12 protein-coding genes are annotated in these 14,912 nt (G+C 62.4%); 4 read left to right on the plus strand and 8 right to left on the minus strand.

Annotation, left to right across the window (positions count from 1 at the left end):
* Positions 1-94: 94 nt before the first annotated feature.
* A complete protein-coding gene (locus tag BCF11_RS27760) occupies positions 95-334 on the minus strand; it encodes a hypothetical protein (protein ID WP_143751424.1) in 240 nt (79 codons plus the stop codon).
* Between BCF11_RS27760 and BCF11_RS22970 the strand changes: the two genes are divergently transcribed.
* The gene (locus tag BCF11_RS22970) at positions 321-2,507 is read left to right on the plus strand and encodes a TonB-dependent siderophore receptor (protein ID WP_233212608.1); all 2,187 of its coding nucleotides are present in this window, start codon (positions 321-323) and stop codon (positions 2,505-2,507) included. The two genes, BCF11_RS27760 and BCF11_RS22970, sit on opposite strands and share 14 nt — an antisense overlap.
* Positions 2,508-2,522: 15 nt before the next feature.
* Positions 2,523-3,758, plus strand: coding sequence for a PepSY domain-containing protein (locus tag BCF11_RS22975; RefSeq protein WP_098497659.1), 1,236 nt, complete (start codon positions 2,523-2,525; stop codon positions 3,756-3,758).
* 48 nt (positions 3,759-3,806) lie between these two features.
* Here BCF11_RS22975 and BCF11_RS22980 read toward each other — a convergent pair whose 3' ends face one another.
* From BCF11_RS22980 to BCF11_RS23010, 7 genes are all read right to left on the minus strand, one after another.
* Complete coding sequence (locus BCF11_RS22980) at positions 3,807-4,820, minus strand: diguanylate cyclase domain-containing protein (protein WP_098496794.1); 1,014 nt, start codon at positions 4,818-4,820, stop codon at positions 3,807-3,809.
* A 55-nt stretch (positions 4,821-4,875) separates the two neighbouring features.
* Positions 4,876-5,940 (minus strand): chemotaxis response regulator protein-glutamate methylesterase, encoded by a 1,065-nt coding sequence (locus BCF11_RS22985; RefSeq protein WP_098496795.1) that lies wholly within the window; start codon positions 5,938-5,940, stop codon positions 4,876-4,878.
* A gap of 137 nt (positions 5,941-6,077) precedes the next feature.
* Positions 6,078-8,333 (minus strand): hybrid sensor histidine kinase/response regulator, encoded by a 2,256-nt coding sequence (locus BCF11_RS22990; RefSeq protein WP_098496796.1) that lies wholly within the window; start codon positions 8,331-8,333, stop codon positions 6,078-6,080.
* Positions 8,330-9,022 carry a chemotaxis protein CheW gene (locus BCF11_RS22995; RefSeq protein ID WP_098496797.1) on the minus strand — a complete coding sequence of 231 codons (693 nt, stop codon included), beginning with the start codon at positions 9,020-9,022 and terminating at the stop codon, positions 8,330-8,332. Before BCF11_RS22995 ends, BCF11_RS22990 begins: the two co-directional genes overlap by 4 nt.
* Positions 9,023-9,115: 93 nt before the next feature.
* Entirely contained in the window at positions 9,116-10,363 is a 1,248-nt protein-coding gene (locus BCF11_RS23000; RefSeq protein WP_098496798.1) for a protein-glutamate O-methyltransferase CheR, read from the minus strand.
* Complete coding sequence (locus BCF11_RS23005) at positions 10,363-10,821, minus strand: chemotaxis protein CheW (RefSeq protein WP_098497660.1); 459 nt, start codon at positions 10,819-10,821, stop codon at positions 10,363-10,365. Before BCF11_RS23005 ends, BCF11_RS23000 begins: the two co-directional genes overlap by 1 nt.
* A gap of 95 nt (positions 10,822-10,916) precedes the next feature.
* Positions 10,917-12,548, minus strand: coding sequence for a methyl-accepting chemotaxis protein (locus BCF11_RS23010; RefSeq protein WP_098496799.1), 1,632 nt, complete (start codon positions 12,546-12,548; stop codon positions 10,917-10,919).
* 644 nt (positions 12,549-13,192) lie between these two features.
* Here BCF11_RS23010 and BCF11_RS23015 point away from each other — a divergent pair.
* Entirely contained in the window at positions 13,193-14,329 is a 1,137-nt protein-coding gene (locus BCF11_RS23015) for a class I SAM-dependent methyltransferase (protein WP_098496800.1), read from the plus strand.
* 162 nt (positions 14,330-14,491) lie between these two features.
* Entirely contained in the window at positions 14,492-14,902 is a 411-nt protein-coding gene (locus BCF11_RS23020; RefSeq protein ID WP_098496801.1) for an OsmC family protein, read from the plus strand.
* The last annotated feature ends 10 nt before the right edge of the window (positions 14,903-14,912 follow it).

Genomic DNA, 14,912 nt, shown 5'->3' on the forward strand with positions numbered 1-14,912 from the left:
GGCTTTCTTGAAGGTCTGAACGGATGCGCACAATTTAGTGCGCATTTTTTTGCCGAGCCTTGGTCATGCTTTCGAGATCATGTTCTTTAAAAATTTATTGATAATAGTAATCATTCGCATTACTATTCTGTTTTCTGGAAGCCTTTACTTCCCGCCAAATATCTCCTTTTGCTCCGGAAGGCGTCATGCCTGATGCTGCTGCTTGCAGCTGCTGCGGCGCCTTGCGGGCGCGGGCGCGTTCTGACGGCTTTTGATAACACTGCTTGCCAAAAAACATACATAAATAGTTCTTAACCATAAATAGTCTCGGGGAATACAGCTTGACAACCAACATGATGCGCGCGCCTGCGTCCGCCTTTCTACGCACTCCGCTCTGCCGGCCGGCTTTGCGCGCCATGAGCCTGGCGGTTGCCATGACGCTGTCGGCGGCAGCGCCGCGGCTGGCGCAGGCGCAGCAGCTTGCCGCGGCCGCCAACGATGCGGCATTGCCGGAGGTCGTGGTGACGGCCGGCGGCGACCAGCAAAAACCGAGCGAGAAAACCGGCAGCTATACCGTGCGCAAGAGCAGCTCCGCGACCAAGATGGACATGTCGTTGCGCGAAACGCCACAGTCGGTGTCGGTGGTCACGCGCGCCAGGATGGACGATTTCAAGCTCGACAGCGTCGACCAGGTGCTGGCCGGCACTACCGGCGTCACCGTCGAAAAGGTGGAAACCAACCGCACCTATTTCACTGCGCGCGGCTTCGACATCACCAATTTCCAGTACGACGGCGTCGGCATCCCGCTCACCTTCGGTCTGCAGAACGGCGACCTGGATACCACCATCTATGATCGCGTGGAAATCGTGCGCGGCGCCAATGGCCTGACTTCTTCTACCGGCAATCCCTCCGCCACGGTCAATTTCGTGCGCAAGCGTCCGACCTACGATTTCCAGGCATCTACCGGCATCAGCTACGGTTCCTGGAACACGCGCCGCATCGACGCCGACGTTTCCGGCGCCCTCAACAGCGCCGGCACAGTGGCAGCGCGGGTGGTGGCGGCGCATGAGGATGGTAATTCCTACCTGGACCGCTACCGGCCGAGCAAGGATATTTTTTACGGCGTGATTGAAGCAAACCTCAGCAACGACACCTTGCTGACCGTGGGTTACAGCTATCAAAAGAATGACGGCAAGGGAGCAATATGGGGCGCCTTGCCGCTGTACTACAGCGACGGCTCGCCGACCGACTATGGCAGGAACACCAGCACCGCGGCCAGCTGGTCGCGCTGGAACTCCGAAGAGCAGCGCGCGTTCATCGAACTGGATCATCATTTCGGCAACGACTGGCAATGGAAGACCACGCTCAGCCATAACAAGCTGACTACCGACGGCAAATTGTTCTATGTCTACGGCACGCCGGACCGCAGCAGCGGCGCCGGCCTGTTCAGCTATCCGTCGCTGTACGACTCCGACAACCGGCAAACCGTGATCGACAGCTACCTTAGCGGCAAGTACCTGCTGGGCGGCCGCCGGCACGACCTCACCGTCGGCGCCAGCTGGTCGCGGGCGACGCTCGACGACATATCCCATTATGGCCAGGGAGTCGGCACACCGCTGACAGCTGGCGGGGCGTTTGACGGCAATTATCCGGAGCCGGCCTTCGATGCTTCGATTGACGGCAGCAGCTACACCGACAAGCGCAAGACTGTGTACGGCGCCACGCGCCTGAACCTGGCCGATGATCTCAAGCTGCTGCTGGGCGCCAACTACGCCAGCTCAGACACCACCGGCCGCGCTTACGGCGTCAGCCGCCAGACCAGCGCTAGCAAGGCCACGCCGTATGCGGGGCTGGTGTATGACCTCGGCAAGAATGTATCCGCCTACGCCAGCTATACCGAGATTTTCAATCCGCAATACCAGACTGACAGCAGCGGCGCGACATTGAAGCCGCTGCAAGGCAAGAGTTATGAGTTGGGCTTGAAAAGCGAATTCTTCAACAAGAAGCTGAATGCATCGGCAGCACTGTTCCGGGTGGAGCAAAGCAATGCGGCAGAGCAGGCCGGCTATATCGGCAACAAGGCCTACTACCGCGGCATCCAGGCGCATTCGGAAGGGCTGGAGCTGGATCTCTCCGGCGAGCTGGCGCAAGGCTTGCAGGGCAGCTTCGGTTATACGGTGATGACGATCAAGGATGCGGATGGCAATTCGGCGAGGAATTACGTGCCGAAAAAATTGCTGCGCGTGGCGCTGACTTACCAGGTTCCGCAAGTCGAAAAGCTGCGCGTCGGCGCCAGCGTCAACTGGCAGGGCAAGACCAGCCGCATGCAGACGCCGGACGTCACCACGGTGCAGCAAGGCTATGCCTTGCTTAACCTGATGGCGCGCTACGATATCAGCAAGCAGCTGAGCGTTATCGCCAACCTCAACAACGTCGCCAACAAGAAGTACATCCAGAGCCTGTACGCCACCCAAGGCTATTACGGCGCGCCGATCAACGGCAGCCTGGCGTTCAACTGGAAATACTAAGAGTACATCATGGTTCTGCGTCCTCTCCTGGTGCTGCTGCACCGCTGGTTCGGCCTGGCGGCCGCGGTGTTCCTGTTCATTGCCGGCGCCACCGGCGCCGTCATTTCCTGGGACCACGAGCTGGATGCCTGGCTCAATCCGCAGCTGTTCCATGCCCGCAGCGCCGACCAGCCTGCGCCGGGCCGGCCCCTGCCTGGTCTGGAACTGGCGAACCGGGTGGAAGCCCAGGATCCGCGCCTGCGCGTCACTTATGTGATGACCGAGAGCGAACCGGGGCATACCAGCAGCATGATGGTGGAAGGGCGCATCAATCCGGCTAGCGGACAGCCTTACGACCTCGGTTTCAACCAGGTAGCGGTCGATCCGGTCACGGCTGAAATTCAGGGCCGGCGCATGTGGGGCGCCATCTCGCTCCAGCGCGAGAACCTGCTGCCGTTCCTGTACAAGCTGCACTACACCATGCATCTGCCCCAGGTCGGCGGCATTGAGCTGGGAACCTGGCTGATGGGCATCATCGGCATCGTCTGGGCGCTGGACTGTTTCATCGCCCTGTGGCTGTCGTTTCCGAACTGGCGCAGCTGGCGCAAGTCGTTCGCCTTCCGCTGGCGCCAGGGCGGCCACAAGCTGAATTTCGACCTGCACCGTTCCGGCGGCGTCTGGCTTTGGGTGTTGCTGCTGGTATTGGCGGTGACCTCGGTTTCCATGAATCTCTATAACCCGGTGATGCGGCCCATCGTGCAAACCTTCTCGACGCTGACGCCGGATCCGTTCGACAGCCGCAAGCCGGTCGCACCCGTCCTGGCGGCCAAGACAGAACCAGGAATCAGCCGTGAACGGGTGGCGCAGCTGGCGCGCGAGGACGGCCAGCGCCGCGGCTGGAGCGTGCCGGTCGGCGGCGTGTTTTATTCTGCGGCCTTCGGTTTGTACGGCGTCGGCTTTTTTGAGGCCGGCAACGACCACGGCGACGCCGGCCTAGGCAACAGCTGGCTGTATTACGACGCCGGCGACGGCCATGCGGCCGGTGCAAAGATTCCCGGCAGCGGCAGCGCCGGCGACATCTTCATGCAAGCGCAGTTTCCCTTGCATTCAGGACGCATCCTTGGCCTCGCCGGCCGCATCCTGATTTCCCTGATGGGCGCTGCGGTGGCAATACTGAGCGTGACCGGCGTGATCATCTGGGCCCGCAAGCGCCGTGCACGCATGCTGGCTGCACGCCAGGCGGCGCCGGCAGGACGGACACGGACCGCCTGAGGCAGCGCAGCCTGGGTTGCCGATCCAGGCTGCCCGCTCTTGCCGGATTTACTCCTGGGCGATCTCGACCCGGTTCTTGCCGCCGCGCTTGGCGCGGTACAGAGCCTGGTCGGCGGCTTCCACCAGCTTTTCCTGCGAACTGCCGCGTTGCGGCACGATGCTGGCGCCGCCGATGCTGATGGTGACACGGGCGTCGTTGTTGGAGGTGGCGTGCGCAATGCCCAGCGCGTGCACCGCCGCCTGCAGTTTGTCGGCCTGAGCCTCCATGTTCTCGCGCGACATGGACGGCAGCACCAGCACAAATTCTTCGCCGCCGATGCGCGCCGCCAGGTCGGTCGGCCGCCTGGCGAAAGTGCCTATGCTTTCCGCTACCTGCTTGAGCGCGGTGTCGCCTGCCAGGTGGCCGTAGGTATCGTTGTACAGCTTGAAATCGTCAACGTCGATCATCAGCAGCGACAACGGGCTTTGCTCGCGTTCGGCGCGCTTCCATTCGGCGCCGAAATATTCGTCGAAATAGCGGCGGTTGGCGAGCCCGGTGAGGCCGTCGGAATTGGTCAGGCGCTGCAGTTCCAGATTGGTTTCCAGCAGCTGCTGCTGGCTCTGCCGCAGCGCGCGGTAGGCTTCGTCGCGTTGCAGCAGATTGACATAGGAGCGCGAGTGATAGCGGATGCGCGCCACCAGTTCGATGGTGTCGGGCAGTTTTACCAGATAGTCGTTGGCGCCGGCGGTGAACGCCGCGCTCTTGACCGCTGGGTCTTCGCGGGTCGAGAGCACAATGATAGGCACGTTGCGGGTGGCCGCATTGGCGCGATACTGGCGCACCAGGGTCAGGCCGTCGATGCCGGGCATCACCAGGTCCTGCAGGATCACCGTGGGCCGGGTTCTTTGCGCGGCTTCGATGGCTTCGTCGGGATGGGCGCAATAATGGAAGTCGATGTTGATCTGGTTGGCCAATGCACGCCGCACGGCTTCGCCCACCATGGCTTGGTCATCCACCAGCAGCACCATCACCGGATAGTCGTCTGGCGGCTGGTCGGTGTCGAGATTTAATTCGTTATACATGACTTGCTCCGTATCTGAACTCAGTGTTGCTATTGTTTGCTGTCATTGCTTGCCGCTATTGCTTGTTGATGAGACTGACCAGCTTATCTGCAATTCTGTTGACCGGCAGGATGGCGTCGGCTGCATTCAGCTGCGCCGCCGCCTTCGGCATGCCATATACTGCGCTCGAATCGCGATCCTGGGCGATCGTGTAGTAACCCTTGTCGCGCATGGCTTTCAAGCCCAGTGCGCCATCCCGGCCCATGCCGGTCAGCAGGATGCCGATCGCCTTGCCGGCCCAGGCCTCTACCACGCTCTGGAAAAACACATCGATCGAAGGCCGGTACGGATAGCCGCTCGGCTGTTCGGTGTAACCCAGCTGAAATGGCCGGGTCAGGCGCAAATGGTCGTCGGTGCCGGCCAATAATACGGTGCCGGGGATAGGGCTGTCTCCCGCCAGCGCCAGCCGCACCGGTAGTTTTGACTGGCTGCCTAGCCAGTCGGCCATGCCGGCCGCGAACTGGGCGTCGACGTGCTGCACCACCACCAGCGCCGCCGGAAAATCCGCCGGTAGCTGCGACAGCAGGGTTGCCAGCGCCGCCGGGCCGCCGGCGGAGGCGCCGATGGCGACCAGATACTTGGAATTCGGCGCCAGCGGCGACGGCTTGCGCGGCGCAACGGCAGACCTGGCCGGGGCTGGCGCCGATGTCTCCGGGGCCGCTGCAGTCTCGGGTGCGGCCTGGCGCTGGTTGATCAGTTTTTCGATCGAATCGATCTTGGCCAGCAGGGAATTGACGCCGTTGCGCGGATGGCCGGCCAAGGTGCTCGGGGTGTCGATCGCATCCAGCGCGCCGTAGGCCATGGCGTCGTACACCGCCGAGACATTGGCGCCGACGTCGCCGGTAACCACCAGGATCGCGCACGGCGTATGGGCCATGATGTGGCGGGTGGCGCCTACGCCATCGAGCACCGGCATCATCAGGTCCATCAGGATCAGGTCCGGCACTTGCCAGGCGCACAACTCGATGGCGCGCCTGCCGTCCTCCGCGATCCAGATGATTTCGTGGTCCTGGCGCAGCGCCAGCGTGCGGCGCAGCGCTTCCACCGCAATCGGGGCATCGTTGACGATACCTATTTTCATTATCCAGGATTCCTTTGCTAAAAACGTGTGCCATCGCGCCGGTAAGGCTTGCTACTCAACAGGTAACATTGAATGACTGAAAATATACACGCGTTCATCAGGTTCTTTGGAGAAAAATAGGCGCTCAGTACCGAAAACTAGGAGCCATGGGCCTCGCCGATCAGGTCTTCGACCGCCTCCAGCAAGGTCTCGTCATGGAAGCTGGCCTTGGCCAGATAGTAGTCGGCGCCGGCTTCCAGTCCGCGCTGGCGATCTTCCTGGCGGTCCTTGTAGGAAACGATCATCACCGGAATCGCTTTCAGCTGCAGGTTGCTCTTGATCAATGTTACCAATTCGATGCCGTCCATGCGCGGCATGTCGATATCGGTGATCACCAGGTCGAACGGTTCGCTGCGCAAGGCGTTCCAGCCATCCATGCCGTCCACCGCGATCCTCACCGTATAGCCGCGGCTGCTGAGCAGCTTGCGCTCCAGTTCGCGCACGGTGAGCGAGTCATCGACCACCAGCACCCGCTTGCTGGTCTGCAGCTGCTGCTGGCTGCCGCCGTCGTGGATTTTGTCGAGCTGGCCGTGGGCGATCAGCTTGTCGACCGAATGCAGCATGTCCTCGACATCCAGTATCAATACCGGCGTGCCGTCTTCCATCAGCGCTGCCGCCGCGACATCCTTGATCTTGCCCAGCCGCGTGTCCAGCGGCTGCACCACCAGCATGTGCTCTCCCAGCAAGCGGTCAACCTGCAGGCCGTAAGTCTGGCTCATGTCGCCGATCACCACCAGCGCGATGCCGTCATCGCCGGCTGCGCTGTCGCCGGTTTGCAGGATCTGGCTGGCGGCAATCAGGCCGATCTGCCTTTCTTCAAAGCTGAAATGCTGGCGGCCTTCGAGCAATTCGATCTGTGCCTTGTCCAGCACCATGGTGCGGTTCACATAGGCCAGCGGGAAGGCATAAGGTTCGCCGCCGATGCTGACCAGCAGGCTGCGCACCAGTGACAAGGTCAGCGGCAGCTGCAGCTGGAAACGCATGCCGCGGCCGCTTTCGCTGAAAATCTGGATGCTGCCGCGCATGCGCTTGAGCATGTTGTGCACCACATCCAGGCCAACCCCGCGTCCCGAGATTTCGGTGACCGTGTCGCGCATGCTGAAGCCGGGCAGCAGCAGGAAGTGCAGCAATTCGGCGTCGCTCAGGCGTGCTGAGGTGGCGTTGTCGACCAGGCTGCGCGCCACAATGCTGGCGCGCAGCCGTTCAAGATCGATGCCGCTGCCGTCGTCGCTGACGGTGATCTGCAGCAGGCCGGCATGGTGGCGCGCGGTCAGGCTGATCACGCCTTCTTCGGCCTTGCCGGCAGCACGCCGCTGCGAGGCCGGCTCGATGCCGTGATCGAGCGCATTGCGCAGCAAATGCACCAGCGGCGCATCCAGCTGCTCCAGGATATCGCGGTCGACCTGGGTGGTCTCGCCGCTGATTTCCAGCCTGACCTGCTTGCCGAGGCTGCGCCCGAGGTCGCGCACCATGCGGTCGTAGCCGGCCACGCGATCAGCGAACGGCCGCATGCGGCAGGCCAGCGCCTGGTCGTACAGCCGTTGCGCGCGGCTGCTGTTACGGCGTTCAAAGGACTCCAGTTCGGCCAGCCGCTCCGCCAGCATTTTTTGGCAGGCGTCGACCTGCTGCCGGGAATTTTGCAAGGCCGTGAATTGGGCGGCAGCCAGGTCGTTTTCACGCAGCGTGTCATGCAATGCTTCCAGCGCTTGCGCCGCGCCTTGCTGCAGGCGCTTGAGGCGCAGCAAGGATTCGTTGAAGGCTGGCAGCCAGCGCGATTCCACCAGCGATTCGCCGGACAGGCTGACCAGCTGGTTCAGGTGGGCGGCGGTGACCCGCAGCATGCGGTCGGCGCTTTCGCTCTTGTCCTGCTGCTGCAATTCGCCGGCAAGCGGCAATTCGTTGACGGTGGCCGGCGGCGCGCTTGGTGTTGCGCGGACGCTGTCGTCGGCTTGCAGCAGGCTGTTTTGCAAGCCTTGCAGAAAGGCGTCGATTTCCTTGCGGCCGTCGCCGGCTTGCCACAACTGCAGGTCTTCCGCGCTCACGGCAATCCGTTGCAGCAGATCGACGCCGCGCAGCAACTGGTCGATACGGCGCGGGCCGAGCTGGATCTTGCCTTGTTGCGCTGAAACGAAACAGTCTTCCATCACGTGGGTGACGTCGACGCCGGCCTGGATGCCGACAATCCGCGCCGCGCCCTTGATCGAGTGGGCCGCCCTCATGCAGGCCTCCAGCTCCTGCGGCGAGGCGCTGCGCTCGATCGCCAGCAGGCCACTGCTCATCACTTGTGCCTGGGTGTCTACCTCCAGCCGGAACAGGTCCAGCATCGAGGCGTCGCGCATGTCGTCGGCGTTCATGCCAGGCTCCGATCCAGCGTGTGGAACAGCAGTTCCTGGTCCAGCAGGCCGACGCTATGGCCGTTCCATTGGATCACGGCGTAGGTGAAATGGCCGGCGGCACGGGTCAGCGTGGTCGGCACCGGTTGCTGCTCGGAGACGGCGACGCGCAAGGTGCCATGCACTTCGTCGGCAGTGAAGGCGGTGGTCTGGCCATTGCGCCTGACGATCAGCATGCGCCGCAGCAGTTCCTGGCGTGCCGCTGCCGTGCCGTCGGCGACGATGCCGAGCATGGCTGCCAGCGAGACGCAGGTCACCAGGGCGCCGCGGATATTGGTAATGCCGAGCACGACGGCATTTTTACGATGGGGCAAGCCATGAATGCCGCGCAATTCCGTGATTTCCTCCAGCAATGCGGTGGGCAGCGCCAGCCACTCTTCGCCGATGCGGAACAGCAGCCAGGAACTGAGGTCGGTCCTTTGTTCTTGCGCCGGCTCGGCATGCTCGCTCCAGCCATCCGTCATCTGATCCACCTGCAAGCGATCCAGCAGCTCGGCTGCGGCGCGCGCATGCACCGGACAGTTGCGGCAGTCGATATGCTGCGCCAGTTTTTTGCAGGAACCGTCGCCGCGCACGCCGATGCGGTTCCAGCAATCGTCGATCACTGGCATGGTCATATCGCCGGCAGGGCGCTGTGCGACCTTGTTCATGACTGGCGGCGCCAATGGTAGCCGCTGCGGCTAGCGGCTAACGCCATGGGTTGGCAATTGCGCAGCGGGTGGGGTTTCAGGGTTGGGCTCATGTCAGGACGGATTGTTTTCGGTCGAGCGCCGCGCGCGCTGCTGCAGCAGCTTCGCGCCGGCGTGGTCGCCCATGGTTTGCAGCAGGGCTGCCAGGTGCGTCATGGCGTCAGCGTGGCTCGGCTCCAGGTACAAGGCTTTGCGATAGCAGTCGGCGGCTGCCTGTTTGTGGTCGGCGGCGTCATGGATCACGGCCATCAGATAGTAAGCGGCAGCCGAAGCGCCGTGCTGCCTGATGAATTGTTCGCACAAGGCGGCGGCTTCGCTCAGCTTGCCTCGGTCAGCCAGCAGCTGCGCCGCCGCCAGGCTCACGGGCTGCGGCTGGGCGGAGCTGCCTGGGGTTGACCTGGCTTTGGCCTGAGCGGTCCGCGTCACCGTTGTTCCGGGCGTCCGTACTTGAGTTTGCGGAACGTAGGCGGCAGCGGGCGGCGCTGCCGTCCTGGCGACTTCCGGTTTCGGCGCTCCTTGCCGGAAAGCGAAGGCCATCGGCGCCTTGATCGGCGTCAGCTCGTGCTGCATCATCAAGGAGCTTTCAGCCGGGCCGACGAACACCAGGCCTTCCGGCGCGAGCCGCCGGAGCAGGATGGTCACCGCCTGATGCTGGGTGGCGCGATCGAAATAGATCAGCAGATTGCGGCAAAAGATGATGTCATAAGGGGCTTGCGCGGCCAGCAGGTCGGCTGCGAACAGATTGCTTTGCGCGAAGCGGACCTGCTGCCGCACCGTCTCGGATAGTGCATAGCCTTGTTCATTGAGCGCAAAGTAGCGGTCGCGGAAACTCAGGTAGTCACCGCGGAAAGAATTCTTGCCGTACACGGCCTGGCGCGCCACATGCAGCGATTGCGGGCTGATGTCGATCGCATCGATCTGGAAATGCGGCGGCGGCACGCCTGCATCCAGCAGGGCCATGGCGATCGAATACGGTTCTTCGCCGGTAGAGCAGGGCAGGCTGAGGATGCGCAGCGGCTGGCTGGCGCTGATCAGGCGCGGCCAGCGCTGCTGCAGCTGGACCATTTCCTGGAACGCTTCGCGATTGCGGAAGAACCAGGTCTCCGGCACGATCACTGATTCGATCAGCTGCAGCTGCTCTGGTTCAGACATCTGGAGCAGCAGCCAGTAGGCGTCAAGATCCGCCGCGCCGCAGCTGCCCTGCCGTTCCTGCAAGGCGCGTTCGAGCATGGGTCGGCCTATGGATTGGATATCCAGGCCCATGGTGCGTTTCAGCATGGTTTCGAATTTTGCCAGCGGCATTATTTCTCCACGCCCGGAAACAATTGCGCGCGCACTTCCGGCGGCAGCAGATCCTGCACCTGCACCGACTGGATCAGGCCGCGCGCATCGTCCGTGACCGGGCCCAGATAGGGCGCATCGCCATGAGCCAGGCCGCTGTCGCGGAATTCCGACGGGGCGCGGCGCATGATCTCGCTGGCTTTTTCCAGCACCAGGCCGAGCAGGCGGGTATCCGCTCCCGGCGCCGGATAGTGCACCAGCACGATACGGGTGCTGAGGCGCTGCTGCGACGGCTGGCCGATCGCCAGCTGGCTCAGGTCGATCACCGGCACCGACTGGCCGCGATAGGTGAACACGCCAGCCACCCACGGCGCCGTCGCCGGCATCTGTTTCAGCTTGACCAGCGACAGTACTACCGCAACCTGGCGGGTATCCAGTGCGTAGTGGTCCTGGCCGATTTGGAACAATAAAAAGAGCATGTGGCTGGATATCTTTTCTTGGGTGCGCGTGCACAAAATGACCGTCTTCGCCTGCAGCCCGGGCCCGCACGAGTTGAGCCCGGCCGTGTTCTGCTTCAGGCCGGTTTCAGCTTGAAACGCGATACGCCGTTGCGCAAGCCGTTGGCAGTCAGCGTCAGTTCGTCGATCGCCTGGCTCGACTGCCGCAGCGATTCGACGCTTTGCTGGGCGGCTTCGCTCAATTGGCTCAGCGCCTGGCTGATCTGTTCAGCGCCGACTGCTTGCGCCTGCACGCCTTCATGCACAGACTGGAAGCGCGGCGTCAGCGCCTGCACTTGTTGGATTATCTGCGACAGCTGGACGCCGACGTTCTGCACATCGGCGATGCCGCGCCGGACTTCTTCGGAAAACTTGTCCATGCCCATCACGCCGGCCGACACCGCCGACTGGATTTCCTTGACCATCTGCTCGATGTCGTAGGTAGCAACGGCGGTCTGGTCGGCCAGGCGACGGATTTCGATCGCCACCACGGAAAATCCGCGGCCGTATTCGCCGGCTTTTTCCGCTTCGATGGCAGCGTTCAGCGACAGCAGGTTGGTTTGTCCGGCAACCTTGGTGATGGTAGTGACCACCTGGTTGATGTTGCTGGCTTTCTCGTTGAGGATGGCCAGCTTGGCGTTGACCGAGCCGGCCGCATCCATCACGTGGTGCATGGTGTCTTCCATCTGCGTCAGGCCGACCTGGCCGGCGCCGCCCAGGCGCGCCGCTTCTTCCGCGCCGGAGGAGACTTCGTTCATGGTGCTCACCAGTTCGCGCGAAGTGGAATAGATCTCGCGTGAAGTAGCGCCGATCTCGGTGGTGGTGGCGGCGGTTTCGTTGGCGGTGGCCTGCTGCTGCTTGGCGGTGGCGGCAATCTCGACTACCGAGGTGGTGACCTGGATCGCCGATTTCTGCGCCTGGCCCACCAGGCCGGTCAGTTCGTCCGACATGCGGTTGAGGCCGACTTCCAGCGCCTGGAATTCATCGTGGCGATTCAGGTTGAGGCGTTGCGACAAATCACCTGAGCGGATCACCTCCAGCGCCGCGACCAGTTCTTCCATCGGCCGCGTGATGGCGCGCAACAGGAAGAAGCCGCAAATCAGCGCCACTATCAAGGCGATCGCCAGCGCTGCCAGCAGGGTGCTCTTGGCCACAACCACGGCGGTTTCGATCTTCTCGACTGAACGCACCTCGGACTGCTGGTTGAAGTCGCGCAATACGGTGGCGGCGGCGCGGCCACGCTGCCAGGCCGGCTCCAGCTGTTCGATCAGCAGGCTGCGCGCCTGAGCGTTCTTCTGGGTATCGTCCAGCCGCAGCACTTCCGCCATCAGACGGACGTAGCCAACGCGCGCTTGCTTGAAGGCGTCGAAATTGAGCCGGTCCTGCGCTTCGAAAATGGTTTTCTCATAGTCGACGACCAGCTTGTCCATTTTCTCGTTATCGGCGAGCAGCGTCGCCAGATCCCGTTTGCGCTGCTCCGGCTGGATGTCGACGGTAATCGACTGCAGCACCAGGAGATAACTTTGGAACCAGGTTGAGCGAATCCCCGTGCTCAGTTCCAGGCCGGGCATGGAGTCAGTCTGGAAGCTGTTGGTTTCGTGCTCGATCGCCTGGAGTTTCACATAACTGATGCCGGCCATGAAGCCCATCAGCAGCAGGATCACGCCAAAACTGACCAGCATTCGTTGTCGAATAGTCCATTGCTTCACGTGTCATCACTCCTGTCGTTGATTGATGTTCGCAGCATTCTCTTTTTGCGGCCGGGAGAATGTCTGGAAATTGCTCATGTAACAACTGCGCCGAAATGCTATCTTTCTAAGCGGATACAATAAACCAGGCGGATCGAATGTGGGGAAAATTCGGCGCTGGCTAGCCTAGGCAGCGCGGGATTATTGCAGGTTTTCAGCTGCAGGTTTGTGGCAGATTGTTAAATGATTAGGGTAACAGTTAATGTGTGCGGCATTGGCCGTGCAATTTGTCAAATCGCCGTGGAATTAACATTTGGTTCCGGCTTCTCAAGATTGTCCCTTGTCTTTTACTGCCGCCCGGGCATGCGGCAACGCCGGCACCGGTGCCAGCGCAATGCAGTCAGGCTGGCCGGTTCCGGCAGCGATGACTGGGAAACGTTTTAAAAACGAAGGTCGGGCCGGATGGCCTGAAATTCCAGGCGAAAGAAAAGGGCGGGCGCCAAGGGCAGGAGGTATACTTGCGGGAAATGTCTCGCCTGCTTCGTCAGGCGAGCCCGCAGATGATGTTTTGCAAACATCGCTCCCTGCCCCCTCCTATACACAGATCGAGATCTCCTCATGCACCAGAATTCCACCTTGCCAGCGTTGCCGTCGCTGCCCGCCGTATGACCGCCGCCGAACAGCCATTGATCCACTGGATCGAGAACGACCAGGAATGCTCGGCGCACTGGCGCTCGGAAAGCGGCAATCCAGCGCCGAAGCGGGTGGTGATTGCGGACGACCGCATGACTGCCGACAGCGCCTACCGCCTTGCTTGCGAAGGCACCGGCATGCTGTGGCGCGGCGACTTCCAGAATGCCCGGCAGTTGCTGCAGGCGCTGGCGCGGCGGGCCGAACCCAAACCTAAGAAGCGTCCCAAGCTGCCGGCCTCGCCGACCGATGCCTTCAACCTGCATCGCCAGGCGCAATCGCAGCGCGCCCGTACGCTCGGCATGCTGCTGCTGCCGTTCGAGGCGGACTACAGCATCCCCTTGCGGCGCGCGCCTGACGTGCAGCAGGCCTGCAACGAGGCCTACGGCGCGGCGACAGAACCTTTCGTCGCTTCGCTGCGTGAGTTGCTGGGCCTGATCGGCGCCCACGAGTGGCGCAAGAAAGGCGTCGAGATCCCGGCGCTGGGCGAGCGCATCCATCCGCACTACGGGGTCTACTCGCCGGTGCGTGGCGAATACATCGGACTGGTGGCCGAGGCGCCGCTGCCGTCCACCAGACTGGCTTTCGACATCGGCACCGGCACCGGCGTGCTGGCGGCCTTGCTGGCCAAGCGCGGCGTGGCCAAGATCGTGGCGACCGACATGGACCCGCGCGCGCTGTCCTGCGCCAAGGAAAACCTGTTGCGCCTGAACCTGGACGGCCAGGTGAAACTGGTGCAGGCTGACCTCTTTCCCGAGGGGCGGGCGCCGCTGGTGATCTGCAATCCGCCGTGGATTCCGGCACGCCCCAGCTCGCCGATCGAACACGCTGTATATGATCCTGAAAGCCGCATGCTGCGCGGCTTCCTGAGCGGGCTGACACAGCATCTGGAACCCGGCGGCGAAGGCTGGCTGATCCTGTCCGACCTGGCCGAACATCTGGCTTTGCGCAGCCGCGCCGAGCTGCTGGCGGCAATCGCTGCAGCCGGGCTGAAAGTCGTGGGGAAAATCGACGTCCGGCCGCAACACCCGAAGGTATCCGATGCGTCCGATCCCTTGCATGCCGCGCGCGCCGCGGAGCTGACTTCGCTGTGGCGGCTGGCGGCGGCTTGAGCATGCCGCTTCGATAACCTGGTCTGAGCGGCGCCCGATGGACGGCGCCGTCTGATTCCTGCGTTGCACTTATCCTCGCCCGCCAAAACGGCTATAGTCTCTATATCAAATCCGGCCATGCAATATGGCCCGACCGGAAATCTGAAACTATATGGAGAGTGTATGGCGTCTGTTCACCTGCAAAGCGTTACCGGCTTTGTCCAACAAATCCAGGCCAGGACGCATCAGTTGCACGCCGACGAGCCGCTGGACAACGGTGGCACCGATAGCGGTCCTGCCCCTTATGAATTGCTGCTGGCCGGACTGGCTGCCTGCACTTCGCTGACTTTACGCATGTACGCCGATCGCAAGCAGTGGGAGCTGGGCCTGATCGATGTCCGCCTGCGCTTTTTGCGCGATGAGCAGGGCCAGGAAAAGATCGATCGCACCATCGCTTTCGGCGCCCAGCTGAGCGAGGCGCAGATCGCCAGGCTGGCTGAAATCTGCGAGAAGACGCCGGTCACCAAGACCATCCGCCAGGGCACACCGATTGCCACCGTCTTGCAGCAGACCAAGCTTGATACGCCCAGCTAACCGTTGAGGA

Source organism: Collimonas sp. PA-H2 (assembly GCF_002564105.1).
GTDB lineage: Bacteria > Pseudomonadota > Gammaproteobacteria > Burkholderiales > Burkholderiaceae_D > Collimonas.